Source organism: Micromonospora sp. A202 (genome assembly GCF_006715105.1).
Taxonomy (GTDB): domain Bacteria; phylum Actinomycetota; class Actinomycetes; order Mycobacteriales; family Micromonosporaceae; genus Micromonospora; species Micromonospora zamorensis.
The window spans coordinates 24,370-44,365 of the sequence record NZ_VFMP01000001.1 but is presented as its reverse complement, the minus strand read 5'-3'; the positions used below and the strand labels follow the sequence as shown (position 1 = coordinate 44,365).

23 protein-coding genes are annotated in these 19,996 nt (G+C 71.1%); 8 read left to right on the top strand and 15 right to left on the bottom strand.

Translation table 11 applies throughout. From position 1 onward, the window contains the following. The first annotated feature begins 11 nt into the window (after positions 1-11). Positions 12-632, top strand: coding sequence for a putative glycolipid-binding domain-containing protein (locus FBZ33_RS00215; protein WP_141912299.1), 621 nt, complete (start codon positions 12-14; stop codon positions 630-632). A gap of 15 nt (positions 633-647) precedes the next feature. On the opposite strand, the gene FBZ33_RS00210 is transcribed toward FBZ33_RS00215, so the two are convergent. The 3 genes from FBZ33_RS00210 to FBZ33_RS00200 are packed head-to-tail and all read right to left on the bottom strand — an operon-like array spanning position 648 to position 3,111. After that, entirely contained in the window at positions 648-1,739 is a 1,092-nt protein-coding gene (locus FBZ33_RS00210) for a PLP-dependent cysteine synthase family protein (RefSeq protein ID WP_141907576.1), read from the bottom strand. Positions 1,740-1,771: 32 nt separating this feature from the next. Next, on the bottom strand, positions 1,772-2,602 hold the full coding sequence (locus tag FBZ33_RS00205) for an SDR family oxidoreductase (protein WP_141907575.1): 831 nt from the start codon (positions 2,600-2,602) through the stop codon (positions 1,772-1,774). A 50-nt stretch (positions 2,603-2,652) separates the two neighbouring features. Further along, positions 2,653-3,111 (bottom strand): Lrp/AsnC family transcriptional regulator, encoded by a 459-nt coding sequence (locus tag FBZ33_RS00200; RefSeq protein WP_088951087.1) that lies wholly within the window; start codon positions 3,109-3,111, stop codon positions 2,653-2,655. A gap of 270 nt (positions 3,112-3,381) precedes the next feature. Between FBZ33_RS00200 and FBZ33_RS00195 the strand changes: the two genes are divergently transcribed. After that, positions 3,382-3,648, top strand: coding sequence for a BldC family transcriptional regulator (locus tag FBZ33_RS00195; RefSeq protein WP_007454516.1), 267 nt, complete (start codon positions 3,382-3,384; stop codon positions 3,646-3,648). Between the two features lie 107 nt (positions 3,649-3,755). Here FBZ33_RS00195 and FBZ33_RS00190 read toward each other — a convergent pair whose 3' ends face one another. Continuing rightward, complete coding sequence (locus tag FBZ33_RS00190; protein WP_141907574.1) at positions 3,756-4,385, bottom strand: UbiX family flavin prenyltransferase; 630 nt, start codon at positions 4,383-4,385, stop codon at positions 3,756-3,758. A 162-nt stretch (positions 4,386-4,547) separates the two neighbouring features. Between FBZ33_RS00190 and FBZ33_RS00185 the strand changes: the two genes are divergently transcribed. After that, positions 4,548-5,510: a terpene synthase gene (locus FBZ33_RS00185; RefSeq protein WP_141907573.1), complete on the top strand. Its 963-nt coding sequence runs from the start codon at positions 4,548-4,550 to the stop codon at positions 5,508-5,510. 18 nt (positions 5,511-5,528) lie between these two features. On the opposite strand, the gene FBZ33_RS00180 is transcribed toward FBZ33_RS00185, so the two are convergent. The 4 genes from FBZ33_RS00180 to FBZ33_RS00165 form a co-directional block, all read right to left on the bottom strand. After that, positions 5,529-6,527 carry a DUF1648 domain-containing protein gene (locus FBZ33_RS00180; protein ID WP_141907572.1) on the bottom strand — a complete coding sequence of 333 codons (999 nt, stop codon included), beginning with the start codon at positions 6,525-6,527 and terminating at the stop codon, positions 5,529-5,531. Further along, entirely contained in the window at positions 6,524-6,877 is a 354-nt protein-coding gene (locus FBZ33_RS00175; protein WP_141907571.1) for a GntR family transcriptional regulator, read from the bottom strand. Before FBZ33_RS00175 ends, FBZ33_RS00180 begins: the two co-directional genes overlap by 4 nt. A 106-nt stretch (positions 6,878-6,983) precedes the next feature. Beyond that, on the bottom strand, positions 6,984-7,898 hold the full coding sequence (gene mqnP / locus FBZ33_RS00170; RefSeq protein WP_255508668.1) for a menaquinone biosynthesis prenyltransferase MqnP: 915 nt from the start codon (positions 7,896-7,898) through the stop codon (positions 6,984-6,986). After that, complete coding sequence (locus FBZ33_RS00165; RefSeq protein ID WP_141907570.1) at positions 7,895-9,355, bottom strand: menaquinone biosynthesis decarboxylase; 1,461 nt, start codon at positions 9,353-9,355, stop codon at positions 7,895-7,897. Before FBZ33_RS00165 ends, mqnP begins: the two co-directional genes overlap by 4 nt. A 268-nt stretch (positions 9,356-9,623) precedes the next feature. On the opposite strand from FBZ33_RS00165, the gene FBZ33_RS00160 reads away from it, so the two are divergent. Then, entirely contained in the window at positions 9,624-10,499 is an 876-nt protein-coding gene (locus tag FBZ33_RS00160; RefSeq protein WP_141907569.1) for an alpha/beta fold hydrolase, read from the top strand. A gap of 24 nt (positions 10,500-10,523) precedes the next feature. On the opposite strand, the gene FBZ33_RS00155 is transcribed toward FBZ33_RS00160, so the two are convergent. After that, the gene (locus FBZ33_RS00155; protein ID WP_141907568.1) at positions 10,524-11,078 is read right to left on the bottom strand and encodes a carboxymuconolactone decarboxylase family protein; all 555 of its coding nucleotides are present in this window, start codon (positions 11,076-11,078) and stop codon (positions 10,524-10,526) included. A 97-nt stretch (positions 11,079-11,175) separates the two neighbouring features. Here FBZ33_RS00155 and FBZ33_RS00150 point away from each other — a divergent pair, with 97 nt between their 5' ends. The 3 genes from FBZ33_RS00150 to FBZ33_RS32560 all read left to right on the top strand — a co-directional run bounded on the left by FBZ33_RS00150 (position 11,176) and on the right by FBZ33_RS32560 (position 13,362). Further along, the gene (locus tag FBZ33_RS00150) at positions 11,176-11,658 is read left to right on the top strand and encodes a MarR family winged helix-turn-helix transcriptional regulator (protein WP_141907567.1); all 483 of its coding nucleotides are present in this window, start codon (positions 11,176-11,178) and stop codon (positions 11,656-11,658) included. 88 nt (positions 11,659-11,746) lie between these two features. Beyond that, on the top strand, positions 11,747-11,920 hold the full coding sequence (locus FBZ33_RS32565; protein WP_185755174.1) for a hypothetical protein: 174 nt from the start codon (positions 11,747-11,749) through the stop codon (positions 11,918-11,920). A gap of 77 nt (positions 11,921-11,997) precedes the next feature. Beyond that, positions 11,998-13,362 (top strand): hypothetical protein, encoded by a 1,365-nt coding sequence (locus FBZ33_RS32560; protein ID WP_185755173.1) that lies wholly within the window; start codon positions 11,998-12,000, stop codon positions 13,360-13,362. A gap of 70 nt (positions 13,363-13,432) precedes the next feature. Here the strand turns inward: FBZ33_RS32560 and ccsB are convergent, their stop codons facing one another. Genes ccsB through hemL form a run of 6 tightly spaced genes read right to left on the bottom strand, consistent with a single transcriptional unit; the run spans position 13,433 to position 19,473 of the window. Continuing rightward, positions 13,433-14,404 (bottom strand): c-type cytochrome biogenesis protein CcsB, encoded by a 972-nt coding sequence (ccsB, locus tag FBZ33_RS00140; RefSeq protein WP_088951076.1) that lies wholly within the window; start codon positions 14,402-14,404, stop codon positions 13,433-13,435. Then, on the bottom strand, positions 14,404-16,059 hold the full coding sequence (locus FBZ33_RS00135; RefSeq protein ID WP_141907566.1) for a cytochrome c biogenesis protein ResB: 1,656 nt from the start codon (positions 16,057-16,059) through the stop codon (positions 14,404-14,406). The genes ccsB and FBZ33_RS00135 overlap by 1 nt, the downstream gene beginning before the upstream one ends. Then, entirely contained in the window at positions 16,059-16,916 is an 858-nt protein-coding gene (locus FBZ33_RS00130; RefSeq protein WP_141907565.1) for a cytochrome c biogenesis CcdA family protein, read from the bottom strand. Before FBZ33_RS00130 ends, FBZ33_RS00135 begins: the two co-directional genes overlap by 1 nt. Continuing rightward, positions 16,916-17,482 carry a TlpA disulfide reductase family protein gene (locus FBZ33_RS00125; protein ID WP_088951073.1) on the bottom strand — a complete coding sequence of 189 codons (567 nt, stop codon included), beginning with the start codon at positions 17,480-17,482 and terminating at the stop codon, positions 16,916-16,918. The genes FBZ33_RS00130 and FBZ33_RS00125 overlap by 1 nt, the downstream gene beginning before the upstream one ends. Then, positions 17,482-18,129 (bottom strand): histidine phosphatase family protein, encoded by a 648-nt coding sequence (locus FBZ33_RS00120; RefSeq protein ID WP_099849835.1) that lies wholly within the window; start codon positions 18,127-18,129, stop codon positions 17,482-17,484. The genes FBZ33_RS00125 and FBZ33_RS00120 overlap by 1 nt, the downstream gene beginning before the upstream one ends. A gap of 6 nt (positions 18,130-18,135) precedes the next feature. Next, entirely contained in the window at positions 18,136-19,473 is a 1,338-nt protein-coding gene (gene hemL / locus FBZ33_RS00115; RefSeq protein ID WP_088951071.1) for a glutamate-1-semialdehyde 2,1-aminomutase, read from the bottom strand. Between the two features lie 178 nt (positions 19,474-19,651). On the opposite strand from hemL, the gene FBZ33_RS00110 reads away from it, so the two are divergent. Beyond that, positions 19,652-19,987, top strand: coding sequence for an STAS domain-containing protein (locus FBZ33_RS00110; protein WP_088951070.1), 336 nt, complete (start codon positions 19,652-19,654; stop codon positions 19,985-19,987). Positions 19,988-19,996 lie beyond the last annotated feature (9 nt).

Here is a 19,996-nt window from a genome sequence, read left to right as displayed (position 1 = left end):
TCATGCCGACCATGCCGAAGACGATCTTCTGGTCCCGGACGGACACCGCCGGCAGCGAGCAGGTGCTGCTCGACGACGGTCGCGGGTTGACGGCTCGGGGCACCCTGCTCGCCGTGGACCCGGTCCCCTGGACGGCCCGTTACCAACTGACCACCGCGCCGGACTGGACCACCACCCGGGTCGAGGTCGAGGCCGAAGGCTTGGGCTGGCTGCGCAGGGTGAAGCTGGAGCGAGCCGCGGACCGGTGGCGGGTGACCACCGCCGAGCAGGGCGACCTGGACGCGGCACTGGTCGCGGCCGGTCACCCCCGGGCCGGCCTGCCGGGCACCGACGACCCGGACCGGCTGGCCGACGCGCTCGACGTCGACCTGAGCGGCTCACCGCTGTTCAACTCCCTGCCGGTCCACCGGCTGGGGTTGGCAGCCGAGCCAGCCGACCTGGCACACCGGATCACCGTCGCCTGGGTGCTGCTGCCCGGTCTGGAGGTGGTGGCGGCGGAGCAGATCTACAGCGGGCTCGGGCCGGGCCGGGTGCGCTTCGCCAGCGGCACCTTCACCGCCGACATCGATCTGGACGACAGCGGCTTCGTGGTGCGCTACCCCGGGCTTGCCGAGCGGATCGACCCGCGCTGACCGCGCCCGCGTGACTCAGACGGGCCAGGTGCCGCTGGTCAGGAAGCGTTCGATCGTGGCCAGGTGCGGCGTCAGGTCGAGGCCCTGGGCGGCCAGCCAGTCGTCGGCGTAGTACGTGTCGGCGTAGCGGTCGCCTGGGTCGCAGATCAGGGTGACCACCGAGCCGGTCCGGCCCTCGGCGAGCATCGCGGCGATCAGGCCGAAGGCACCCCACAGGTTGGTGCCGGTGGAGCCGCCAACCCGGCGGCCGAGCACCGCCGAGCCGGCACGCATGGCTGCCAGTGAAGCCGCGTCCGGCACCTGGACCATCCGGTCCACCACCGAGGGCAGGAACGACGCCTCCACGGCGGGACGGCCGATCCCCTCGATCCGGGAGCCCTTCCCGGTGCGCACCGACCAGTCGGCGGCCAGCCAGGCCGGGTAGAACGCAGAGTTCTCCGGGTCGACCACGCAGAGCTTGGTGGCGAGCCGGCGGTACCGGGCGTACCGGCCGATGGTCGCGCTGGTGCCCCCGGTGCCGGCGCCCACCACGACCCAGGTGGGGATCGGGTGCCGCTCCAGCTCCAACTGGGCGTAGATCGACTCGGCGATGTTGTTGTTTCCCCGCCAGTCGGTGGCCCGCTCGGCGTAGGTGAACTGGTCCATGAAGTGCCCGCCGGAGTCCTCGGCCAGCCACCGAGCCTCGACCACCACGCTCGCGGGGTCGTCCACCAGATGGCACCGGCCGCCCTGGAACTCGATCTGCGCGATCTTCTCGGGCGAGGTGGAGGCCGGCATCACCGCGATGAACGGCAGCCCGAGCATCCGGGCGAAGTACGCCTCGGAGACCGCCGTGGAGCCCGAGGACGCTTCGACGATCGTGGTCTGCGGCCCGATCCAACCGTTGCACAGGCCGTAGAGGAACAGTGAGCGGGCCAACCGGTGCTTCAGCGAGCCGGTGGGGTGGGACGACTCGTCCTTGAGGTAGAGATCGACCCCCCAGGCGCGGGGCAGCGGGAACGGCAACAGGTGGGTGTCGGCCGAGCGGTTCGCGTCCGCCTCGACGGCGGCGATCGCCTCCGTCACCCAGGTCCGGCTGGCATCGTCGCAGCGGTCGAGATGAGTCACGCTCGGAAACGTAGCAAGCAGGCCAGCGGTGGTCAGCGCCGGTCCGGCGGCGTGCTCCGACGGTGTTGGCGGCGCTGACCCGCGCGGCCGGCGGCCTGGACGATCGGGGTCAGTGCGACGGCCAGCCCCGGGAGGACGTCCAGCAGGCGCACCTGCGCTCCCCGCCAGCGGGGCAGGCTGACCACCGGGCGGGGTCGGCGGGCCAACCGGACCGCCCGGGCGGCCACCTGTTGCGCGGTCAGCATCGACCCGGTGAACGAGGCCACCGCCCCCGGGTCGTCCAGCCGGTCGTGCAGCATCGGGGTCCAGATGCCGTCCGGGCAGAGGCAGGAGACGTGCACCCGCCGGTATCCGGCCACCCGCAGGTCGGACAGGGTGCCGAGGCTGAACGCCAGCAGGGCGTGCTTGCTGGCCGCGTACACCGTCTCGCCGGGCGCGGCGATCAGCCCGGCCAGCGAGACGATGTTGAGCACGTGGCCGTGACCTTGCGCGCGCATCACGGCCAGCGCGGCGAGGGTGCCGTTCATGGCACCGAGGGCGTTGACGTCGAACACCCGCTGACGGGTCGGGCCGTCGTGCTCCCACGACGGCCCGGTGACCAGGATTCCGGCGTTGTTGACCCAGAGTGCGAGCTCGCCCCGGCCCGCCGCGGTCGCGGCGACGGCGGCGCAGGCGGCCTCGTCCCGGACGTCCAGGGCCGCCGACCAGCCGCTGAGGGGTGCCGCGGCGGCGGCGACCGCCGCCGGGTCGAGGTCGGTGAGCAGCACCGACCAGCCGTCGGCGTGCAGCGCGGTGGCGATGGCCCGGCCGAGGCCCCCGGCAGCGCCGGTCACCACGGCCACAGGACGTACCGGCGGGGTCATCGGCGCACGCTACCGCCGGCAGGCCGGGCGACACCAGGGGTACGCGACGGTCAGGCGGTGGGTGGGCCCACCGGCTGCGGGCGGTTCTCCCACTTCGTGGAGAGGGCGATGGCGGTGCGGGTGGAGGCGACGCCGGGGGTGCGGTTCAGCCGCACGATCAACTGCTCCAACTCGGCGATCGTGCCGACCCGCGCCTTGAGCAGGAAAGACTCCACGCCGGCCATGAAGTAGCAGGACTCGATCTCGGGCAGCACCCGCAGCGACTCGAGCATGTCGTCGCTGTCGGCGCCGGAGTCCTCGACGATGCCGATCAGCGCGGTGACGCCCAGCCCGATCGACTCCGGGGCCACGTCCGCCCGGTAGCCTCGGACCACGCCGCTGCTCTCCAGCTTGCCGACCCGTTCGTGCACGGCCGGGGCCGAGAGGCCCACCTGTCGGGCCAACTCGGCGTACGAGAGGCGAGCGTTGCCGCGCAGCAGGTCGACGAGGTTCAGGTCGATGGCGTCCACAGAGAGTGACCCTAACCGCTGAGGCATAACGCGAGGCGTTCGGCATCCGTTGGACTGAGCGGTGAGTCACTGTTCGCAAACCGCCGGTCAAGGCAGAGGTAGCACCAGTACCATTACTAACTCCCCACTCAGTGCATTTTTCGCGTTTGGGCGGACAGGCCATGTCCCTGGTGCTGTAATTGCCATACGTCCCTCATGACGGCTCTGGGCTACGCACCAGCCGGGGGCAGTGTGTTCAGCCGGGGGCTTCGTCGACGCGAGGAGGGGGCTGTGGACACTGGAGATCGCCTGCTGACACCGGGTGAGGTCGCCGCGCTGTTTCGGGTAGACCCGAAAACTGTGACGAGATGGGCGGCGGCCGGCCGGATAGGAAGCATCCGGACTCCAGGCGGGCATCGCCGGTTTCGGGAATCCGAGGTGCGAGCCCTGCTTGAGGGGGAGGGCATGCTGGACGAGGTGGATGAGGTCGGAAAGCCACGCAATGTGGGGCCGGCCGCATCCACGGGGCCGGGTCCGGCCAACGCTGGCATGTACTGAACTGGTGCGGACAACGCTACGCGGACCGGACACCAGTCCGGTCCGCGTCCCGCTACGACCGGCGACAGCCGGGCGGCACGGCGGCGCGGGCTGAGGATCAGGCCGGCTCAGGTCCGGGTCGCGCCGAGCTGCCCGGACCACCGACGGAACAGGGTGTGTGGGACGCCGAGCGCGTCGAGCACCTTGCCGGCCACGAAGTCGACCAACTGCTGGGCGGTGGCGGCCGCGCCAGCCCCGTAGAAGCCAGGGCTGGCCGGCAGCACCACCGCGCCCGCGTCGTGCAGCGCGATCAGGTGCTCCAGGTGGCTGCGGGTCACCGGTGTCTCCCGGGGGACCACCACCACCGGGCGGCGTTCCTTGAGGTTGACCTCGGCGGCACGCTGCAACAGGTCCTTGGAGAGCCCGATCGCGATCCCGGCGCAGGCTGCCGTGCTGGCCGGGACCACGGCCATCCCGCGTACCCGGTATGAGCCGCTGCTCGGCCCGGCGGCCAGGTCGCCGGCCGGCCAGTGCCGCACATCCGCCCCGGCCAGGTCCCGGTCGAGCCAGGCGGAGAGGTCCTCGGCCCAGTGCCCGTCGCGGAACGATCGGCCAGTCTCGTCGAGCACGGTGAGTCGTGCCGCGCGGGACACGATCAGGTCCACGGGCTCACCCGCGTCGAGAAGTCCGCCGATGACGGCCGCCGCGTACGGCGTACCGGAAGCGCCGGAGACTCCGACCACCCATGGTTCGCGCATGCCCCCAGCCTGCCTGGTCCGGCCGGGCGCCGTGCCGTGGCCCCCCGCCCTCGCCCGCCCGCCGTCCTCCCGGCCCGCGACGGACATCATCGACAGCCGATTTCTGACATGCTCGGATGGGGGGAAAACCTCTGTGCGGCAACCGGAGGGACGGTACGACCGATGACGGTGGCGGCAGCCCGCGCACTACGTGCCGAGTGTCCCCTTCCCTCGCGGTGCTCGCCGCATGCCGAGGCGACCCAGGAGTGGCTGGCGGGTTGGGTGCGCCGCTTCGACCTGCCGCTGGACGACGACGAGCTGCGTCGGCTAGATGCCGGTCGGATCGCCTGGTACGCGGGTCGGCTCTACCCTGACGCCAGCGCCGCCGACCTGCGTACGGTTGCCGCCCTCTGGACCTGGTTCTTCCTGCTCGACGACGCCTGCGACGGACCGCACGGTGCGAGCGGCGCGGACGTCGCTGCCTTGCGGGACGGCGTGCTCCACGTGCTGCGCCACGGCCCCGGCGCCCGCACGGCAGGGTTCCGGGGACCACTGCGCCAGATGCTCGCGGACGCGTGGCAAGCGCCGCGTGCCCGGATGCCCCCGCCCTGGCAGCAGCGCTTCGCCGACGCGGTCGCCCACCACCTGGCAGGCGACCGGACGGAGGCGGAGAACAAGACCAGGGGCCACGTCCCCGCCGTCTCCGAATACGTTGCGCTGCGCCGGGCGACCTCGGCGGCGTACGTGTCGTACACCATGATCGAGTTCGTCACCGGTCACGCGCTGCCAGACTCCGTCTACCACCACCCGGCGCTACTGGCGCTCGCGGCAACCGGCAACGACCTGCTCTCCTGGTTCAACGACCTGGTGTCGTTGGAGAAGGACAGGGTCACCTCGGGCGGGCACAACCTGGTGCTGGCCATCGCACGGGAGCAGCGCCTGCCGGACGAGCGGGCCGTGGAATCGGCGGTGGCCCGCTGGCGCACGACGATGGGCCGATTCATGGAGCTGCGGGCCACGATCCCGTCCTTCGGCCCGGAGCTGGACCGGGCGGTGGCCGCGCACGTCGAGGGAGTCGCCCGCTCGGTGCGGGGGACGATCGACTGGTCGATGGAGAGCGCCCGATATTCGGCATCCCGGAGCTGACCCCGGGGGGCTACCGGGTCAGAGGGTCCGCCGATGACGGTCGGCGAGCGTGTTGAGCAGCCCGGCGGCAGTGCCAGCGCCGGCAACCGTGACGACGGTCGAGCGACCGCCGGTCCGCTCGACCAGCAGGCCCTCGCCCGCACGCAGAACGATGCCGACCCGGCCGCCACGGCCCACCCGCCAGCCCCAGCCGCCAAACTCGCGCAGCGGGTTGACCTGGACAACGCTGGCGCGAAGCACCTCGTCGAGGGGGACGTGGGTGCGCGGCCAGCCGGCCGACGACCGGACCAGCAGGCCGGTCTCGTCGATCCGGACGGTGAAGGCGAACATCGCCACGAACACCCCGACCAGCAGGGCCGCGACGATCAGCAGACCCCACACACCGCTGATGACGGCGAGCGTGACCAGGACGACAATCGCCGCGGCGCCCAGGGCGATCCCCGGCCCGGCACCGGTGTGCCCGATCCAGACCGCCCGTTCGCTCGCCGCCAAAGGGACGCGGGACGCCTCGGGCGGAACGGGGGCGTCGGCCGGCTGGGGCGGGTCACCGGGCAGGAGCACGCCGACGAGCACGGCCGGCAGGAGCGAGCCAACGGTCGCCAGGATGAGCGCAGCGCCGATGTCGTCGGCGCCGCGCGCGTCAGCCAGCCCAAGCTGGACGTGCAGTGTGCCGATCTGGAGGAGGGCCAGGAAGAGCGCCAGCCAGATGGTGGTCCCCGCGCCGATGCGGCGGCTCGCCGCCGACTGCCCCCACAGCGTCGTGACCGCGCCGAAGGCGAGCACCAGGAGGGCGCCCAGGCCGAAGCCGACCCAGAGGAACGCACTGAGGGACATGAAGCCGTCAGGCGTGCCCCGGGCTCCCCAGTGCGTCGCAACCGGATCGGGCAGGTCGCCACGCCAGGCGAGGGCGACGGCGGCGGCCACGGCCAGGATCACGAGCCCGCAGATGGTGACCGTCAGGCCGACGCGGCGCATGCGTCGGCGCTGGGCACGGGCAGGCTCGGTGCCGGTGGTCATGAGAACGCCTCCTTGAGGAGTGTGGCGGTGGCTTCCGGGGAGAAACGCAGGGCACGCGCCTCGCGCACCACCTCGTCGATGGCGGCCAGCAGCTTTGCGTGGTCGGCTGCGGGTCGGGCGGTGACGATGGCACCGCGACCTCGTCGTAGCTCGATCAGCCCGTCGTCTCGGAGCATCTGGTAGGCCCGGAGCACGGTATGCACATTGAGGTCGAGCGAAGCGGCGAGCTCGCGGGCGGCGGGCAGCCGTTCGCCGGGCTGGAGCGCACCCTGGGCCACTGCGAGGCGGACCTGCGTGACGAGCTGGGCAAAGAGCGTCTCATCCAACGACGGGTCGATGCGGAAGAGCATGCTTAAAGGTTACTTGTTCTAGTGTTCATAGAACAAGTGCCTGGACGGAACGCCGACGGCGGCGGTGCCGAGCGCACCGCCGCCGTCTGCCGCCGCCACAGCGGCCCTAGCCGCGCAGGCCGAGCCGCACCACAAGATCGAGCAGGGCGAACACGAACAGCGCGATGCCGACGAACCCGTTGGCGGTGAAGAACGCCCGATTGACCTTGCTCAGGTCTGTCGGCGTGACCACCAGGTGCTGGTAGCCGAACGCCACAGCGGTCAGCACCAGCCCGATCCACCAGAGCCAGCCGAAGCCGATCAGCGCGCCGAACCAGACGAACAGCCCGAAGGTCACCACGTGCGCGACAGTGGAGGCGTGCAGGGCGAAGCGCCGACCGTAACGGGCCGGCACGCTGTGCACGCCGATCTCCTGGTCGATCTCGGAGTCCTGGCAGGCGTAGATCAGGTCGAAGCCGCCGATCCACAGCCCGACCCCCACGCCGAGCAGCCAGGCCGGCCAGGAGCCGTCCAGGGTGCCGGTGACGGCCAGCCAGGCGCCGACCGGGCCGACCGCCTGGGCGATCCCGAGGATGGCGTGCGGCCAGTTGGTGAACCGCTTGGCGTAGGGATAGACCACCAGCGGCACCACGGCCAGCGGCGCGAGCACCAGGCAGAGCGGGTTGAGCAGGGCGGCGGCGGCGAGGAAGACCACCAGCGCGACGGCCGCGCCGGTCCAGGCCGTCCGCACGCTCACGGCCCCGGTGACCAGTTCCCGGCCGGCGGTACGCGGGTTTCGCGCGTCGATCCGCCGGTCGAGGATCCGGTTGGCGGCCATGGCGAACGTCCGCGCCCCGACCATCGCCACGGTGATCAGCAGCAGGTCCCACCAGCGCACCCGTCCGCCGTTGACCTGCATGGCGCTCAGCGCCGACAGGTACGCGAAGGGCAGCGCGAACACCGAGTGCTCGATCGCGACGAGCTTGAGGAAGGACTTGACCCGGCCCGGCTTCTCGGCCGGTGCGTCGAGGACGGCCATCATAGCCCGTACTCCTTCCAGCGCTTGTCGACCAGGGCGGTGACCTCCGGGCTCATGCGCATCTCCTCCGGCCAACCGCGGGTGTAGCCCTCGGTGGGCAGCTTGCGGGTGGCGTCGACGCCGGCCTTGCCACCCCAGAACTGCTGGTACGAAGCGTGGTCGAGGTGGTCGACGGGCCCTTCGGTGAGCAGCAGGTCGCGGCCGTAGTCGACGTTGCCGAAGGCGCGGAAGGCGACCTCGTTGTAGTCGTGCACGTCGCAGTCCTCGTCGACGATCACGATGAGCTTGGTCAGCGACATCATGTGCGCGCCCCAGATCGCGTTCATCACCTTCTGGGCGTGCTTCGGGTACCGCTTGCGGATCGACACGATCGCGCAGTTGTGGAAAACCCCGGCGGCGGGCAGGTCGTAGTCGACGATGTCCGGGATCAGGAAGCGCAGCAGCGGCGCGAAGATCCGCTCGGTGGCCTTGCCGAGACCGTGGTCCTCCTGGGGCGGCTGCGACGTGACGATCGAGTGGTAGACCGGGTCGCGCTGCATGGTCATGCACTCGATGTGCATCACCGGGAACGGCTCCACCGGGGTGTAGAAGCCGGTGTGGTCGCCGAACGGGCCCTCGGGCAGCCGCTCGCCCGGCTCGATGTAGCCCTCGAGGACGATCTGTGCGTGCGCCGGCACCTGCAGCGGCACGGTCAGGCAGTCGACCATCTCGACGCGCTCGCCGCTCAGGAACCCGGCGAACAGGTATTCGTCGATGTCGGCCGGCAGTGGCGCACTGGCCGAGTATGCGACGGCGGGGTCGGCGCCGATGGCGATCGCCACCGGCAGGCGCTGCCCGAGCCGCTCAGCGACCGCGTGGTGTGCAGTGGAGTTCTTGTGGATCTGCCAGTGCATGCCGATGGAGTTGCGCGAGTGCTGTTGCAGCCGGTAGAGCCCGAGGTTGCGCTTACCGGTCTCCGGGTGCTTGGTGTGGGTCAGCCCGAAGTTGTGGAAGATCCCGCCGTCACCCGGCCAGATCTGCAGCCCCGGCAACCGGTTGAGGTCGACGTCGTCGCCGCGGTAGACCACCTGCTGGCAGGGGGCCGTCTTGACCTTCTTCGGCGGCATCGACTTGAGCTGCATGACCTTGCCGAGCCCGCCCATCATGCCCGAGAAGCCCTGCGGCAGCTCCGGCTTGAGCAGCTCGCCGATGCGCGCGCCGATCTCGTCGAGGTTCTCCACCCCGAGGGCCATCGCCATGCGCTTCTCGGTGCCGAACAGGTTGATCGCCACCGGCATGTCGCCCCGGGTCGGGCGCTCGAAGAGCAGCGCGGGGCCGCCGGCCCGCACCGTGCGGGTGACCACCTCGCTGATCTCCAGGGTGGGGTCGACCGGGACGTCGACCCGGCGCAGCTCCCCCGCGCGCTCCAGCGCCGCGAGGAAGTCCTTGAGATCGGTGTACGGGAAGCCACGAGCCGCCATGTCGCCAGTCTCCCGCACCGGGTGCCGAACGGCCCAGGCCGGGTGCTGTGACACTCGCGATGACCCGGCCGGCTGCCGGTCAGGAGGCTCGGCCCGCACCTTGATCCACTCGGATTTCCGGAAGTCGGGGTGTCCACTGGCCCGGGATGGACCGACTTCCTGAAACGCGAGTGGATCAACGGTCAGGGCGCAGAACTCGCAGGCATGGTGGGCGGTCGAGCGGGTAGCCGGGCAGCCGGCGGCGGACAGCCGGCGGACGGAGGCGGCGATGGGCGCGGAGCGGGTTCCGGCGGGGTTCACCGAGCAACGGGCGCGGGTCGGCCAGATCTCCATGAACTACGTCCGTGGCGGCAGTGGCCCACCACTGGTCCTGCTGCACGGGTATCCCCAGTGTTGGCACATGTGGCGGAACCTGCTGCCCGAGTTGAGCCGATCCTTCGACGTGGTCGCACCCGACCTGCGCGGCTTCGGGAGCAGCGACGCCCCGGCCGGCGGGTACGACAAGAAGACCGTCGCCGCCGACCTGCACGGGCTGCTCGACCAGCTCGGCCTGGTCAGTGACCTCCGGTTGGTCGGGCACGACCTGGGGACCATGGTGGCGTACGCGTACGCCGCCGCCCATCCGCAGCGGGTGAGCCGACTGGTGCTCACCGAGGCACCGATCCCCGACGAGAGCATCTACACGTTCCCGGCGCTCACCTCGGCCGGCCCGGGAGTGTGGAACTTCGGCTACTTCTCGATCGGCAACGGGCTTCCGGAGGAACTGGTCCGTGGGCGGGAGTCACTCTGGGTGGACCGGTTCACCGACGCCCTGATGGTGCGCAAGGGCAGCATCGCCGCCCCCGACATCGAGGAGTTCGCGAGCCACCTGCGCGACCCGGCGCATCTGCGGGCCAGCTTCGCCTACTTCCGGGCGTTCGATCAGGACATCGCCGACAACGCGGCGTACCGGGCCACGAAGCTGACGATGCCGGTGCTGGCCGTCGGGGCGGCGGCCAGCCTGGGCGGGCAGGTCGCCGAGCAGGTTCGCCGGTACGCCGACACGGTTCGCGGCGAGGTGATCGAGGACTGCGGGCACTGGCTCTACGAGGAGCGCCCGGACGAGATGCTCGCCCTGCTGCGGGACTTCCTCGGGGCGGCCTGAGCAGCGGTTGGCAGGCGCCCCCGGTCAGGCGGCGGGCGTCCAGGCGTGGGCGGCCAGCGGTGGGTCGAGCGGTGCCTGGGTGAGCCGGTTGGCGAAGGTGGACATGGTGTACGCGCCGACGCCGAGCACCACGTCCAGCGCGTGCCGGGGCTGGTAGCCAGCGGTCAGGAACTCGTGCAACTCGTTGTCGGGCACCGCTCCCCGGTGGTCGAGCACGGCCAGCGTGAACCGGCGCAGCGCCTCCAGTCGCGGCTCGGGCAGCGCCGAGCCGGCGCGCAGTGCGGTGATCAGCTCGGTGGTCGCTCCGAGCTGGGTGAGCTTGCCGGTGTGCAGGGCGACGCAGAAGTGGCACTCGTTGGTGGTGGAGACCGTCAGGATGACCACCTCCCGCTCCAGCGGGGCGAGGTCGGTCTGCTCGAAGCCCGCGCTGGTGGCGAGGAAGCCGGTGAGCAACTGTGGCGAGTCGGCCATCAGCGCCACCGGGGTGGGCAGCCAGCCGAACCGGCCGCGTACGCCCTCGATGGCTCGGCGGGCGGCAGCGGGTGCGGTCTCGGCGGTGTGAGCGGTGAAGACGGGCATGGTTACCTGCTTTCGGCAGCGTCGGTCGGGAGGGTCGGTGCCGCATCCCGTAGGATAGTCAACGTGGTTGACGAAATAGTAAACGTGGTTGTCGAACATGGCAACCGCTGATCCCGCGCGCCCCGGGTTCCACCTGCCACTGCTGCTGCTGGCGGGCTTCCGGACGCTGATCGACGACCTGCACGCCGAACTGGCCCGGGAGGGGCATCCGGAGCTGCGGCCGCTGCACGGGTTCGTGCTCCAGGCCGTCGGCGCGGACGGCACCACCGCCACCGAGCTGGGCCAGCGGCTGGGCATCTCCAAACAGGCCGCCGGCAAGACGATCGACCGGCTGGTCGCCGTCGGCTACCTGGAGCGGGCCGACGATCCCTCCGACGCCCGACGCCGGCTGGTCCGGGTGACGCCGCACGGCGCCGACGGGCTACGCCGCTCGGCCGAGATCTTCGACCGGCTGCGCGCACAGTGGTCCGAAACCCTCGGCCTGGACCGGGTCACCGCCATGGAAGACGACCTCCGCACGATGGCCTCGGCAAACTGGTTCCGCCTCGACATGCCGGGCTGGTTCGGCGGAGCGGCCTAGATCCACTCGACTTTCAGGAAGTCGGGGCCTCCCGCCGCTGGGACAGCCCGATTTCACGGAAACCGAGTGGATCAACGAGGCGGTCTCGGTGGCGGAACGGATCGAGCTGGCCGACCTACCGGAGGTGTCCTACCAGGTCACCGTCCAGGTCGAGCGGACGTTGCGGGCCTGGCGACCGGCGCGGCGGGCACCGACCGAATCCGGTTTCGACGAAGATCGCGACCTGGTCGACCGATCGAGAACTGTCACAGGTGATCTCTAAGATCATGGATGCCGATCGGGTCGGGGTGCCGCAAACCTGGCTTCTTCCGGTCGGCTCATCCCCCACCAAGGAGATCGATGAGATCTGTGCGCGTTACGCGTGGCAGGCTTGTGCACGGGCTGACCACGCTGGTCCTCGCGACGGCGATGATCGGCGCGGCGGCAACGCCCGCCTCGGCCGAGGACGACCCGGGTTGGGTCAATGGCTGGCTGGGCGACGTGACGGTCGGTGCGTCCGGCGCTCCCGGCCGCACGGTGCCGTTGACCCTGACCAGCACCGGAGCCATCCAGCCTCGGGTGACCATCGACCTGACCGGCCTCGCTGGCGTGGCCACCGCCAGCTTCCCCGACTTCTGCGTCAACCAGGGCACTTCGGTGACCTGCCCGATGCCGCCGACGGCCATCGACGAGTTCGGCACGCTCACCGGCACCGTGCCGGTGGTGTTCCGGGCCGCTCCCGGCGCGGTGGACGGCGCGACGGGCACCCTCGACTACACGGCGTTCGGCGAGCAGACCGAGGCGTACGCCCAGCAGGCGACGGTCACCGTGCGGTCCGGGCCCGACCTGCTCGACATGGTCGACGAGTACCTGACCGGCGTCGAGGTGGGCGACACGCTCCCCCTCAAGGTGGCCGTGGTCAATGCCGGTGACCAGCCGGCCGTGGACCTGCGGCTCACCATGCGCTTCTCGGTGGGCCTCGTGCCGGCCAGCTACCGCAACTGCCGGTACGGCACCGACCAGGTGCTCGCCACCGTTGTCGTCTGCACCGTGCGGGGCACGTTCGCGCCCGGCCAGCGGCACGAGCTGCGGGGCGGGTTTCCCACCAATGTCGGCCCGGCCACCCTCGGGGACAAGCGGATCACCCAGTTCGTGGAGCCGCTGGCCAGCGCCGGTCCGCTCCCGACCAACGTGAAGCTCAAGAGCCGTGACGCCGACCAGGCGCTGCGGCTGCGGGCGGTCGGTACGCCGCTCGGCGTGATTCCGGTCGAGGTGAACGGCGCCGGCGGTCAGACCTATCTGTGGGAGGTCCAGAGCGCCTTCGACATCGTCGCCCAGGGCGCGACCGTGACTGGTGCCGTCGGCGACACCGTCCAGGTCACCGTGGGCATCCGTAACGAGGGCCCGGGTGTGCCGGACGGCACGAACTCCGGCGACACCGTTGGCGCGTTCTTCTTCACCCCACCCACCGGGGTGACCGTGCTGGCCGACCCGCCGGGGTGCGCGTCATATGGCGGCGAGGAGGAGGACGGCGTAGCGACCCCAAAGTTCTGGCGCTGCAACGGCCCTGGAGCCGTGTTCCCCGCCGGGACCAGCACGACGGCCACCTTCGACCTACGGATCGACAGCCTCGGCGGGTCCGCCGGGATGGTCCAGCCGGCGAGCCGCTACCCGCGGGTGGACGACAACCCGGGCAACGACATCGCCCCGGTCACGGTGAGCTGACCGAAGCCGTTTGAACGACGCGGGCCGGTCACTGACGAATCAGTGGCCGGCCCGCATCGTGTTGCCGGGGTCAGTCCAGCCCACCGTACGAGTGCAGGCCGGTGAAGAAGATGTTCACGCCGAACAGGTTCATCAGCATGGTGAGGAAGCCGAGCACCGCGAGCCAGGTGGCCACGTTGCGTTTGACGCTGGGCGTGGCCCGGGCGTGCAGGTAACCGGCGTACACCACCCAGGAGATGAACGCCCAGGTCTCCTTCGGGTCCCAGCCCCACGGCCGACCCCAGGCCGCCTCGGCCCAGATGGCACCGGCGATCACCGCGAAGGTGAAGATCGGGAAGGCGAAGGCGTGCAGCGTGAAGGTCAACCGCTCCAGCCCGGCCGCGGCGGGCAGCCGCTTGGCCAGGGTGTACGGGAAGCTCCGCTTGCCGTTCTCGTACCCGTTGCGCATCAGGAAGCCGACCGCCGGCACCGCACCGAGCAGGAAGATGCCGGACGCGAACACGATGGTCGAGACGTGGATGACGAACCAGTACGAGTTCAGTGCCGGCACCAGCGGCACGATCGGCACGTACAGCACCAGCTCGGCGGTAGCGACCAGCAGCACCATCACCAGCGTGAGGAACAGCCCGAGCTTGCGCAGCGACGGCCGCTTCCAGAGCACCACCAGCCAGGCCGCGACCCCGATGAACGTCACCGTGAGCACGAACTCGTACATGTTGCCCCACGGCATCCGGTCGGCCGCGAGGCCACGGGTGACCAGCGCCGCCAGGTGCAGCACGGCGGCGACCGCGGTGGCGCCCACCCCGATCAGGCCGGCGAGGCGGGCCCGTCGCGCGGAGCGGTCGGCCCCGGGCTGCGACGGTACGGGCGCGGGCGGCGTCGGCACGATGCCGCCGCCGGCACCCACCAGCTCGCGCACCGGAGCCGCAGCGGCGACCCGGGTACGCGCGTTGCCCAACGCGTACTCCACGGCGTGACCGATCATCGCGACCAGGTACGCCAGGATGGCGAAGGTCACCAGATTGTCGGAGAGTGCGGACATCACTCGGCTCCTTCTCGTACGCCGGCCCGGTCACTGGAGTCAGCGCCCGTGCTGGCCCGCTCAGCCGCCCGTTCGTCGCCGTTGACCTCGGCGATGAGCTGGGCGAACTCGTCGGCGAACCCTGGATAGTCGGTGCGCGGCAACCCACCGGCCTCCATCAAGCTACTACCGCCCGTCGGAGATCCTTCCGCCGGGTCGGCCGGCACCACCCGGAAGAACACCCGGCGGCGTCGCCCGAACAGCGAGCCCATCAGGCCGACCAGCAGGAAGCCGCAGCTGATCAGCAGTGGCGTCGCGCCGGGGTCGTGTCGGATGGAGAGGGTGACGTACCGCTCGGTGCCCAGGAACTCGACAGTGGTGCCGTCGTCCAGCTTCCAGGTCTCGCCCTTGCGGAGCAGCTTGGTGCCGACCTCCTGGACCTTGCCGGTCCGCACCTGCCGCTGGTCGAGCTGGTAGACCGAGCCGGGGATGCCGGCGTCCAGGCCGAGGTTGCCCCGGTAGGCGACCAGGTTCAGTGCCGGGTTGCGCTCGGTCGGGTATTCCGAGCGGGCGAACGGCGCCTGCTCGGGTGCGGTAGGCAGGTAGATGCCGGTGAACGCCATCTGCTCGTCCGCTGCGCGCTGGCCGGTGGACGGGTCGACGTTCGCGTCCGGGAAGGCGGCCAGCCCTTCACTCGTCAGCCCCATGTCGCCGGTGGTGAGGAACGGCTCGTCGCTGATCTGGCTGTTGCCGAACCGGTCGGTGTAGCGGATCACCGGGGCGTACCCGTGGCCGAGCAGGTAGACGCTCGCGTCGGCGAGGCGCAGCGGCGAGTTCACCGAGAAGTCGGCGCTGCGGGTCGGCTCGTCCGGGCCGTCGACGGTGACCGTGGCATTGAAGAACTCCGGCTGACCGGACGGCAGGAATCGGGCCTCGAAGTCGTCCAGCCGCAGGCAGAAGCGGGGCAGGTCGGCGCTGTCCACCTGGGGGCCGAGCTTCGCCTCGGCGTACTGCTGCCGGGTGTTGCAGAACGCGTTGTCCGCGCCCGCCACCAGCAGTCGGTTGCCGCTCCAGCCGTACCACGAGCCGAGGGCGACGCTGATCAGCACCGCGATCAACGACGTGTGGAACAGCAGGTTGCCGGTCTCCTTGAGGTAGCCCTTCTCGGCGGAGACCTCGTCGCCACGGACCTCCACCCGCCAGCGGCGCTTGCGCAGCACCTCGGCGATCGCCGTCGCGCCGCCGGGCGGGGCGGGCAGCACTGTGTGCTGCGGCAGCCGCGCCATCCGCTTCGGCGCGGCCGGCGGGCGGGACCGCAAGGCCCGGATGTGGTCCCGCAGTCGGGGCGTGATGCAGCCGATCAGGGACGTGAACAGCAGCAGGTAGATCGCGGAGAACCAGACCGAGCCGAAGACCTCGAAAGCGCCGATGCGGTCCAGTCGGGGAGCCCAGTCCGGGTGGTCGACGAAGTACTCGTTGACCTTCTCCGGGCTGATCCCGCGCTGCGGCAGCACCGAGCCGGGGATGGCCGCGATCGCGAGCAGGAAGAGCAGGATCAGCGCCGTACGCATGCTGGTCAACTGCCGCCACGAGTTGCGCAGCAGCGCCAGGAGGCGGTTCGGCCGACGGCGTGGCGCTGGCGCCACGGTCTCCGGCCGGTCGTCGACGACCGTCATCAGATGCTCACCTCGCCCACCCCGACGGTGGTCTGCAACCAGATCACGAAGCTCTGCCATCCGCCGGTGACCAGCGCGAGGCCGATCAGGATGAGCAGGGCGCCGCCGACCCGGGTGACCCAGCGGCTGTTGCGCCGAACGGCGCGGAAGACCCCGAGCAGGCGTTGGAAGCCCAGCCCGAAGACGATGAACGGTATCCCCAACCCGAGGCAGTACGCCACGGCGAGCACCACGGCACGGTCGCTCTGCCCGGAGGCGGTGGCCATGCCCATCACGGCGCCGAGGGTGGGGCCCGTGCAGGGCACCCAGCTGAGTGCGAAGACCGCGCCGAAGACCGGTGCGCCGAGCAGCCCGGCCGACGGCAGCCGGGAGATCCGGAACTCCCGTTGCAGGGCGGGGATCATCCCGAGATAGCCGAACCCGAGCACGATGATCAACGCGCCGACGACGATTTCGAGCTGCCGCTCGTACTCGAAGAAGACCTGGCCGATGCCGGCGAACAGGACCGCCGTGGCGACGAAGACGGCGGTGAAGCCGGCGATGAAGAGCAGCGTGCCCGCGAGCACCCGGCCCTTGACGGCACCGACCCGCGCGATCCGCTCCCGGACCGCGACGCCTCCGCGGTCGCCGGCCTCGGCGACCTCGGCGGCTTCCGCTGCCGCAGGGGTCGACGAGGTGCCCTGCCGTGCACGGCCTTCGAGATCGGCACCGGCCAGGCCGGTGACGTACGAGAGGTAGCCGGGGACGAGTGGGAGCACGCACGGGGAGAGGAAGCTGACCAGGCCGGCGAGCGCTGCCGCGCCGATGGCGAGCAGCAGCGGCCCGCTCAGGGCCAGCTCCCGGAAGGTCTCGCCCATCAGTTGGGCGCCGGTTTCTCAGCCGCGATCCGCTCGACGATCGGTTGCAGGCCCTCCTGCTTGACGGCGGCCCGGATCACCGCGGCGATCCGACCGTCCCGGTCGAGCACCACCGTCGCCGGCACGCTGTTCGGCGGGATGTCCAGCGCGAGTGCCGTCTTGCTCGACGGGTCGAACAGGCTCGGATAGGTGACCCGGCCCTTCTCGAACGCCTTGGCCTTGTCCCGCGAATCCTGGACGTTGATGCCGAGGAAGCTCACCCCGGAACCCTTGGTGGCCTGGTAGACGGCTTCCAGGTCGTCCGCCTCGGCACGGCACGGCGCGCACCAGGAACCCCAGAAGTTGACCACGACCACCTGCCCGCGAGCCTGGCTGACGTCGTAGGTGCCGCCGAGCAGCAGCTCACCGGCGACCTTCGGGGGTGCGGAGCGCTGGTCCGGTGCGCACTCGAAGATCCCGTCGGTGGTGGTCGTGCAGGTCTTCTCCTGCCCCTTCGACGTGCAGCCGACCAGCGCCACCGCGGCGACGGCGGCGAGCAGACCGGCGGTCCACCTCCGGGCGTTCATCAGGCTCCCTTGGCCGTCCGGGCGGTCGCGGAGAGGGCGATCAGGTGCGCGGCCGGCTCGCTGTAGCCGATGCCCACCACCTTCGCGTCGTCGAAGTGGAACGAGGTGAGGCTCGCCAGCCCACACTGTCGCTTGCGCGGGTCGTGCCAGAGCCGCTTGCGCTCGACGTAGCGGCGCAGCGTCCAGATGGGAAGCTGGTGCGACACCAGCACCGCCTCGCGCCCCTCGGCGGCGACCCGGGCGGCCTGCACGGCGGCGAACATCCGCTCGGCGATCACCCGGTAGGCCTCGCCCCAGGACGGGGTCATCGGGTCGCGCAGCACCCACCAGTTGCGCGGGTCACGGAACGACCCGTCGCCCGGCGACACCTTCTTGCCCTCGAACCAGTTGGCGCTCTCGATCAGCCGCTCGTCCACCCCGACCGGGAGCCCGAACTGGGCCGCGATCGGCTCGGCGGTCTGCTGCGCGCGTTCCAGCGGACTGGCCACCACGTGCACGATCTCTCGCTCGGCCAGGCCCTCAGCGGCGGCCTTGGCCATCTGCACGCCCAGCTCAGAGAGGCGGAAACCGGGCAGCCGACCGTAGAGAATCTGGTCGGGGTTGTACACCTCGCCGTGCCGGAGCACGTGGACCACCGTCTTGCTCACCGCTCACTACCCCCCGTGGCCAGCCGCTGCCGCCGCGTTCGCCGCCGTCGGCAGCGCGTCGGCGATGTGCTCCAGAGCGACGTCGTCGATCGCCGCCGACACGAACCATGACTCGAACGCGCTCGGCGGCAGGTAGACGCCGGCGGCGAGCATCGCGTGGAAGAACGCCTTGAACGCCGGCACCTGCTGAGTGCGGGCGCTGTCGTAGTCGATCACGTCGGCGTCCGTGAAGAAGATCGAGAACATGCTGCCCGCGTACGACAGTCGGTGTGGAACCCCGGCGGCGCCCAGCGCGTCGGACGCCAGCTTGCCCACGACGGCGGCCGTGTCGTCGAGCTTGCGGTAGAGCGACTCGTCGGCGAGTCGCAGCGTGGCCAGGCCGGCGGCGCACGCGAGGGGGTTACCGGAGAGCGTGCCGGCCTGGTAGACCGGGCCGGCCGGGGCGAGTCGCGCCATGATGTCCGCACGCCCGCCGAAGGCGGCGGCGGGCAGGCCGCCACCCATGACCTTGCCGTACGTCCACAGGTCGGCGTCGGAGGCGTCGAGGCCGTGCCACCCGGCGCGGGACACCCGGAACCCGGTCATCACCTCGTCCACCACGAGCAGGGCGCCGTGCGCGTGCGCGATCCGGGCGAGCTGCTGGTTGAAGCCGTCGCGGGGGGCGACCACACCCATGTTGCCGGCTGCCGCCTCGGTGATCACCGCTGCGATGTGCGGGCCTTCGGCGGCGAACGCCTCCTCGACAGCCCGGATGTCGTTGTAGGGCAGCACGATGGTCTCGCTGGCCGCCGCACCGGTCACGCCGGGCGAGTCGGGCAGGCCCAGGGTGGCCACGCCGGATCCGGCGGCGGCGAGCAGGGCGTCGACATGCCCGTGGTAGCAACCAGCGAACTTGATGATCTTGGAGCGACCGGTGAAGCCACGAGCCAGCCGGATCGCCGACATGGTGGCCTCGGTGCCCGAGTTGACCAGGCGAACCTGCTCCATCGGGGTGCGGTCGACCAGCTCGGCGGCCAGCTCCACCTCACCCGGGGTGGGAGTGCCGAAGCTGGTGCCCCGGGCAGCGGCAGCCTGCACGGCCTCCACCACCTCCGGGTGTGCGTGCCCGAGGATCAGCGGACCCCAGGAGCAGACCAGGTCGACGTAGCGGCGGCCGTCGGCGTCGTACAGCCACGGGCCCTCGCCACGGACCATGAAACGCGGCGTGCCGCCGACCGCCTGGAAGGCGCGCACGGGGGAGTTCACCCCGCCCGGCACGATGGCGCGGGCGCGGTCGAACAGGGCCTCGGAGGCCGGCGCGTCGGCCGGGTAGCGGCCGGATCCGGCTGGAAATATGTCGGTCACGATGCCGCCATTGTGTCAGCGACGAACGGCCCACCAGCAGCCACCCCGCGGTGGGGTTACCAGGCTCACCTGTGGCCGGCACCCGCCAGCAGCGTCGACATGCGGGGGGCTCGGCCTGGACGGCGACGGCTCGCGGCCTCAACAGGCCGGACCGGTCGGATCGCGCTAGGCTGACCGGGTGGATCGTGCCGAGCTGTCCATCACGCTACACCGGACGGGTGACGAAGCTGTGCTTCGCCTGGCCGGTGAGATCGACATGCTCACGGCCGCGCAGCTCTCGACAGTCGTCAACGAGGTGCTGGCCGACCCGCCGCCGAAGATCGTCCTCGACCTCGGCGGCGTCACCTTCTGCGACTCGCAGGGCCTGGGCACCCTGGTCGTGCTCAGCCGCAAGGCCAGCCACGCGCAGAGCCTGCTGATGCTGACCCACGTGGGTGACTTCCTCATCCGCGTCCTGGACATCACGGGCCTCCGCAGCGCCCTGATGATCCGCAACGACCAGCCCACCGGCTGACCCGACCCG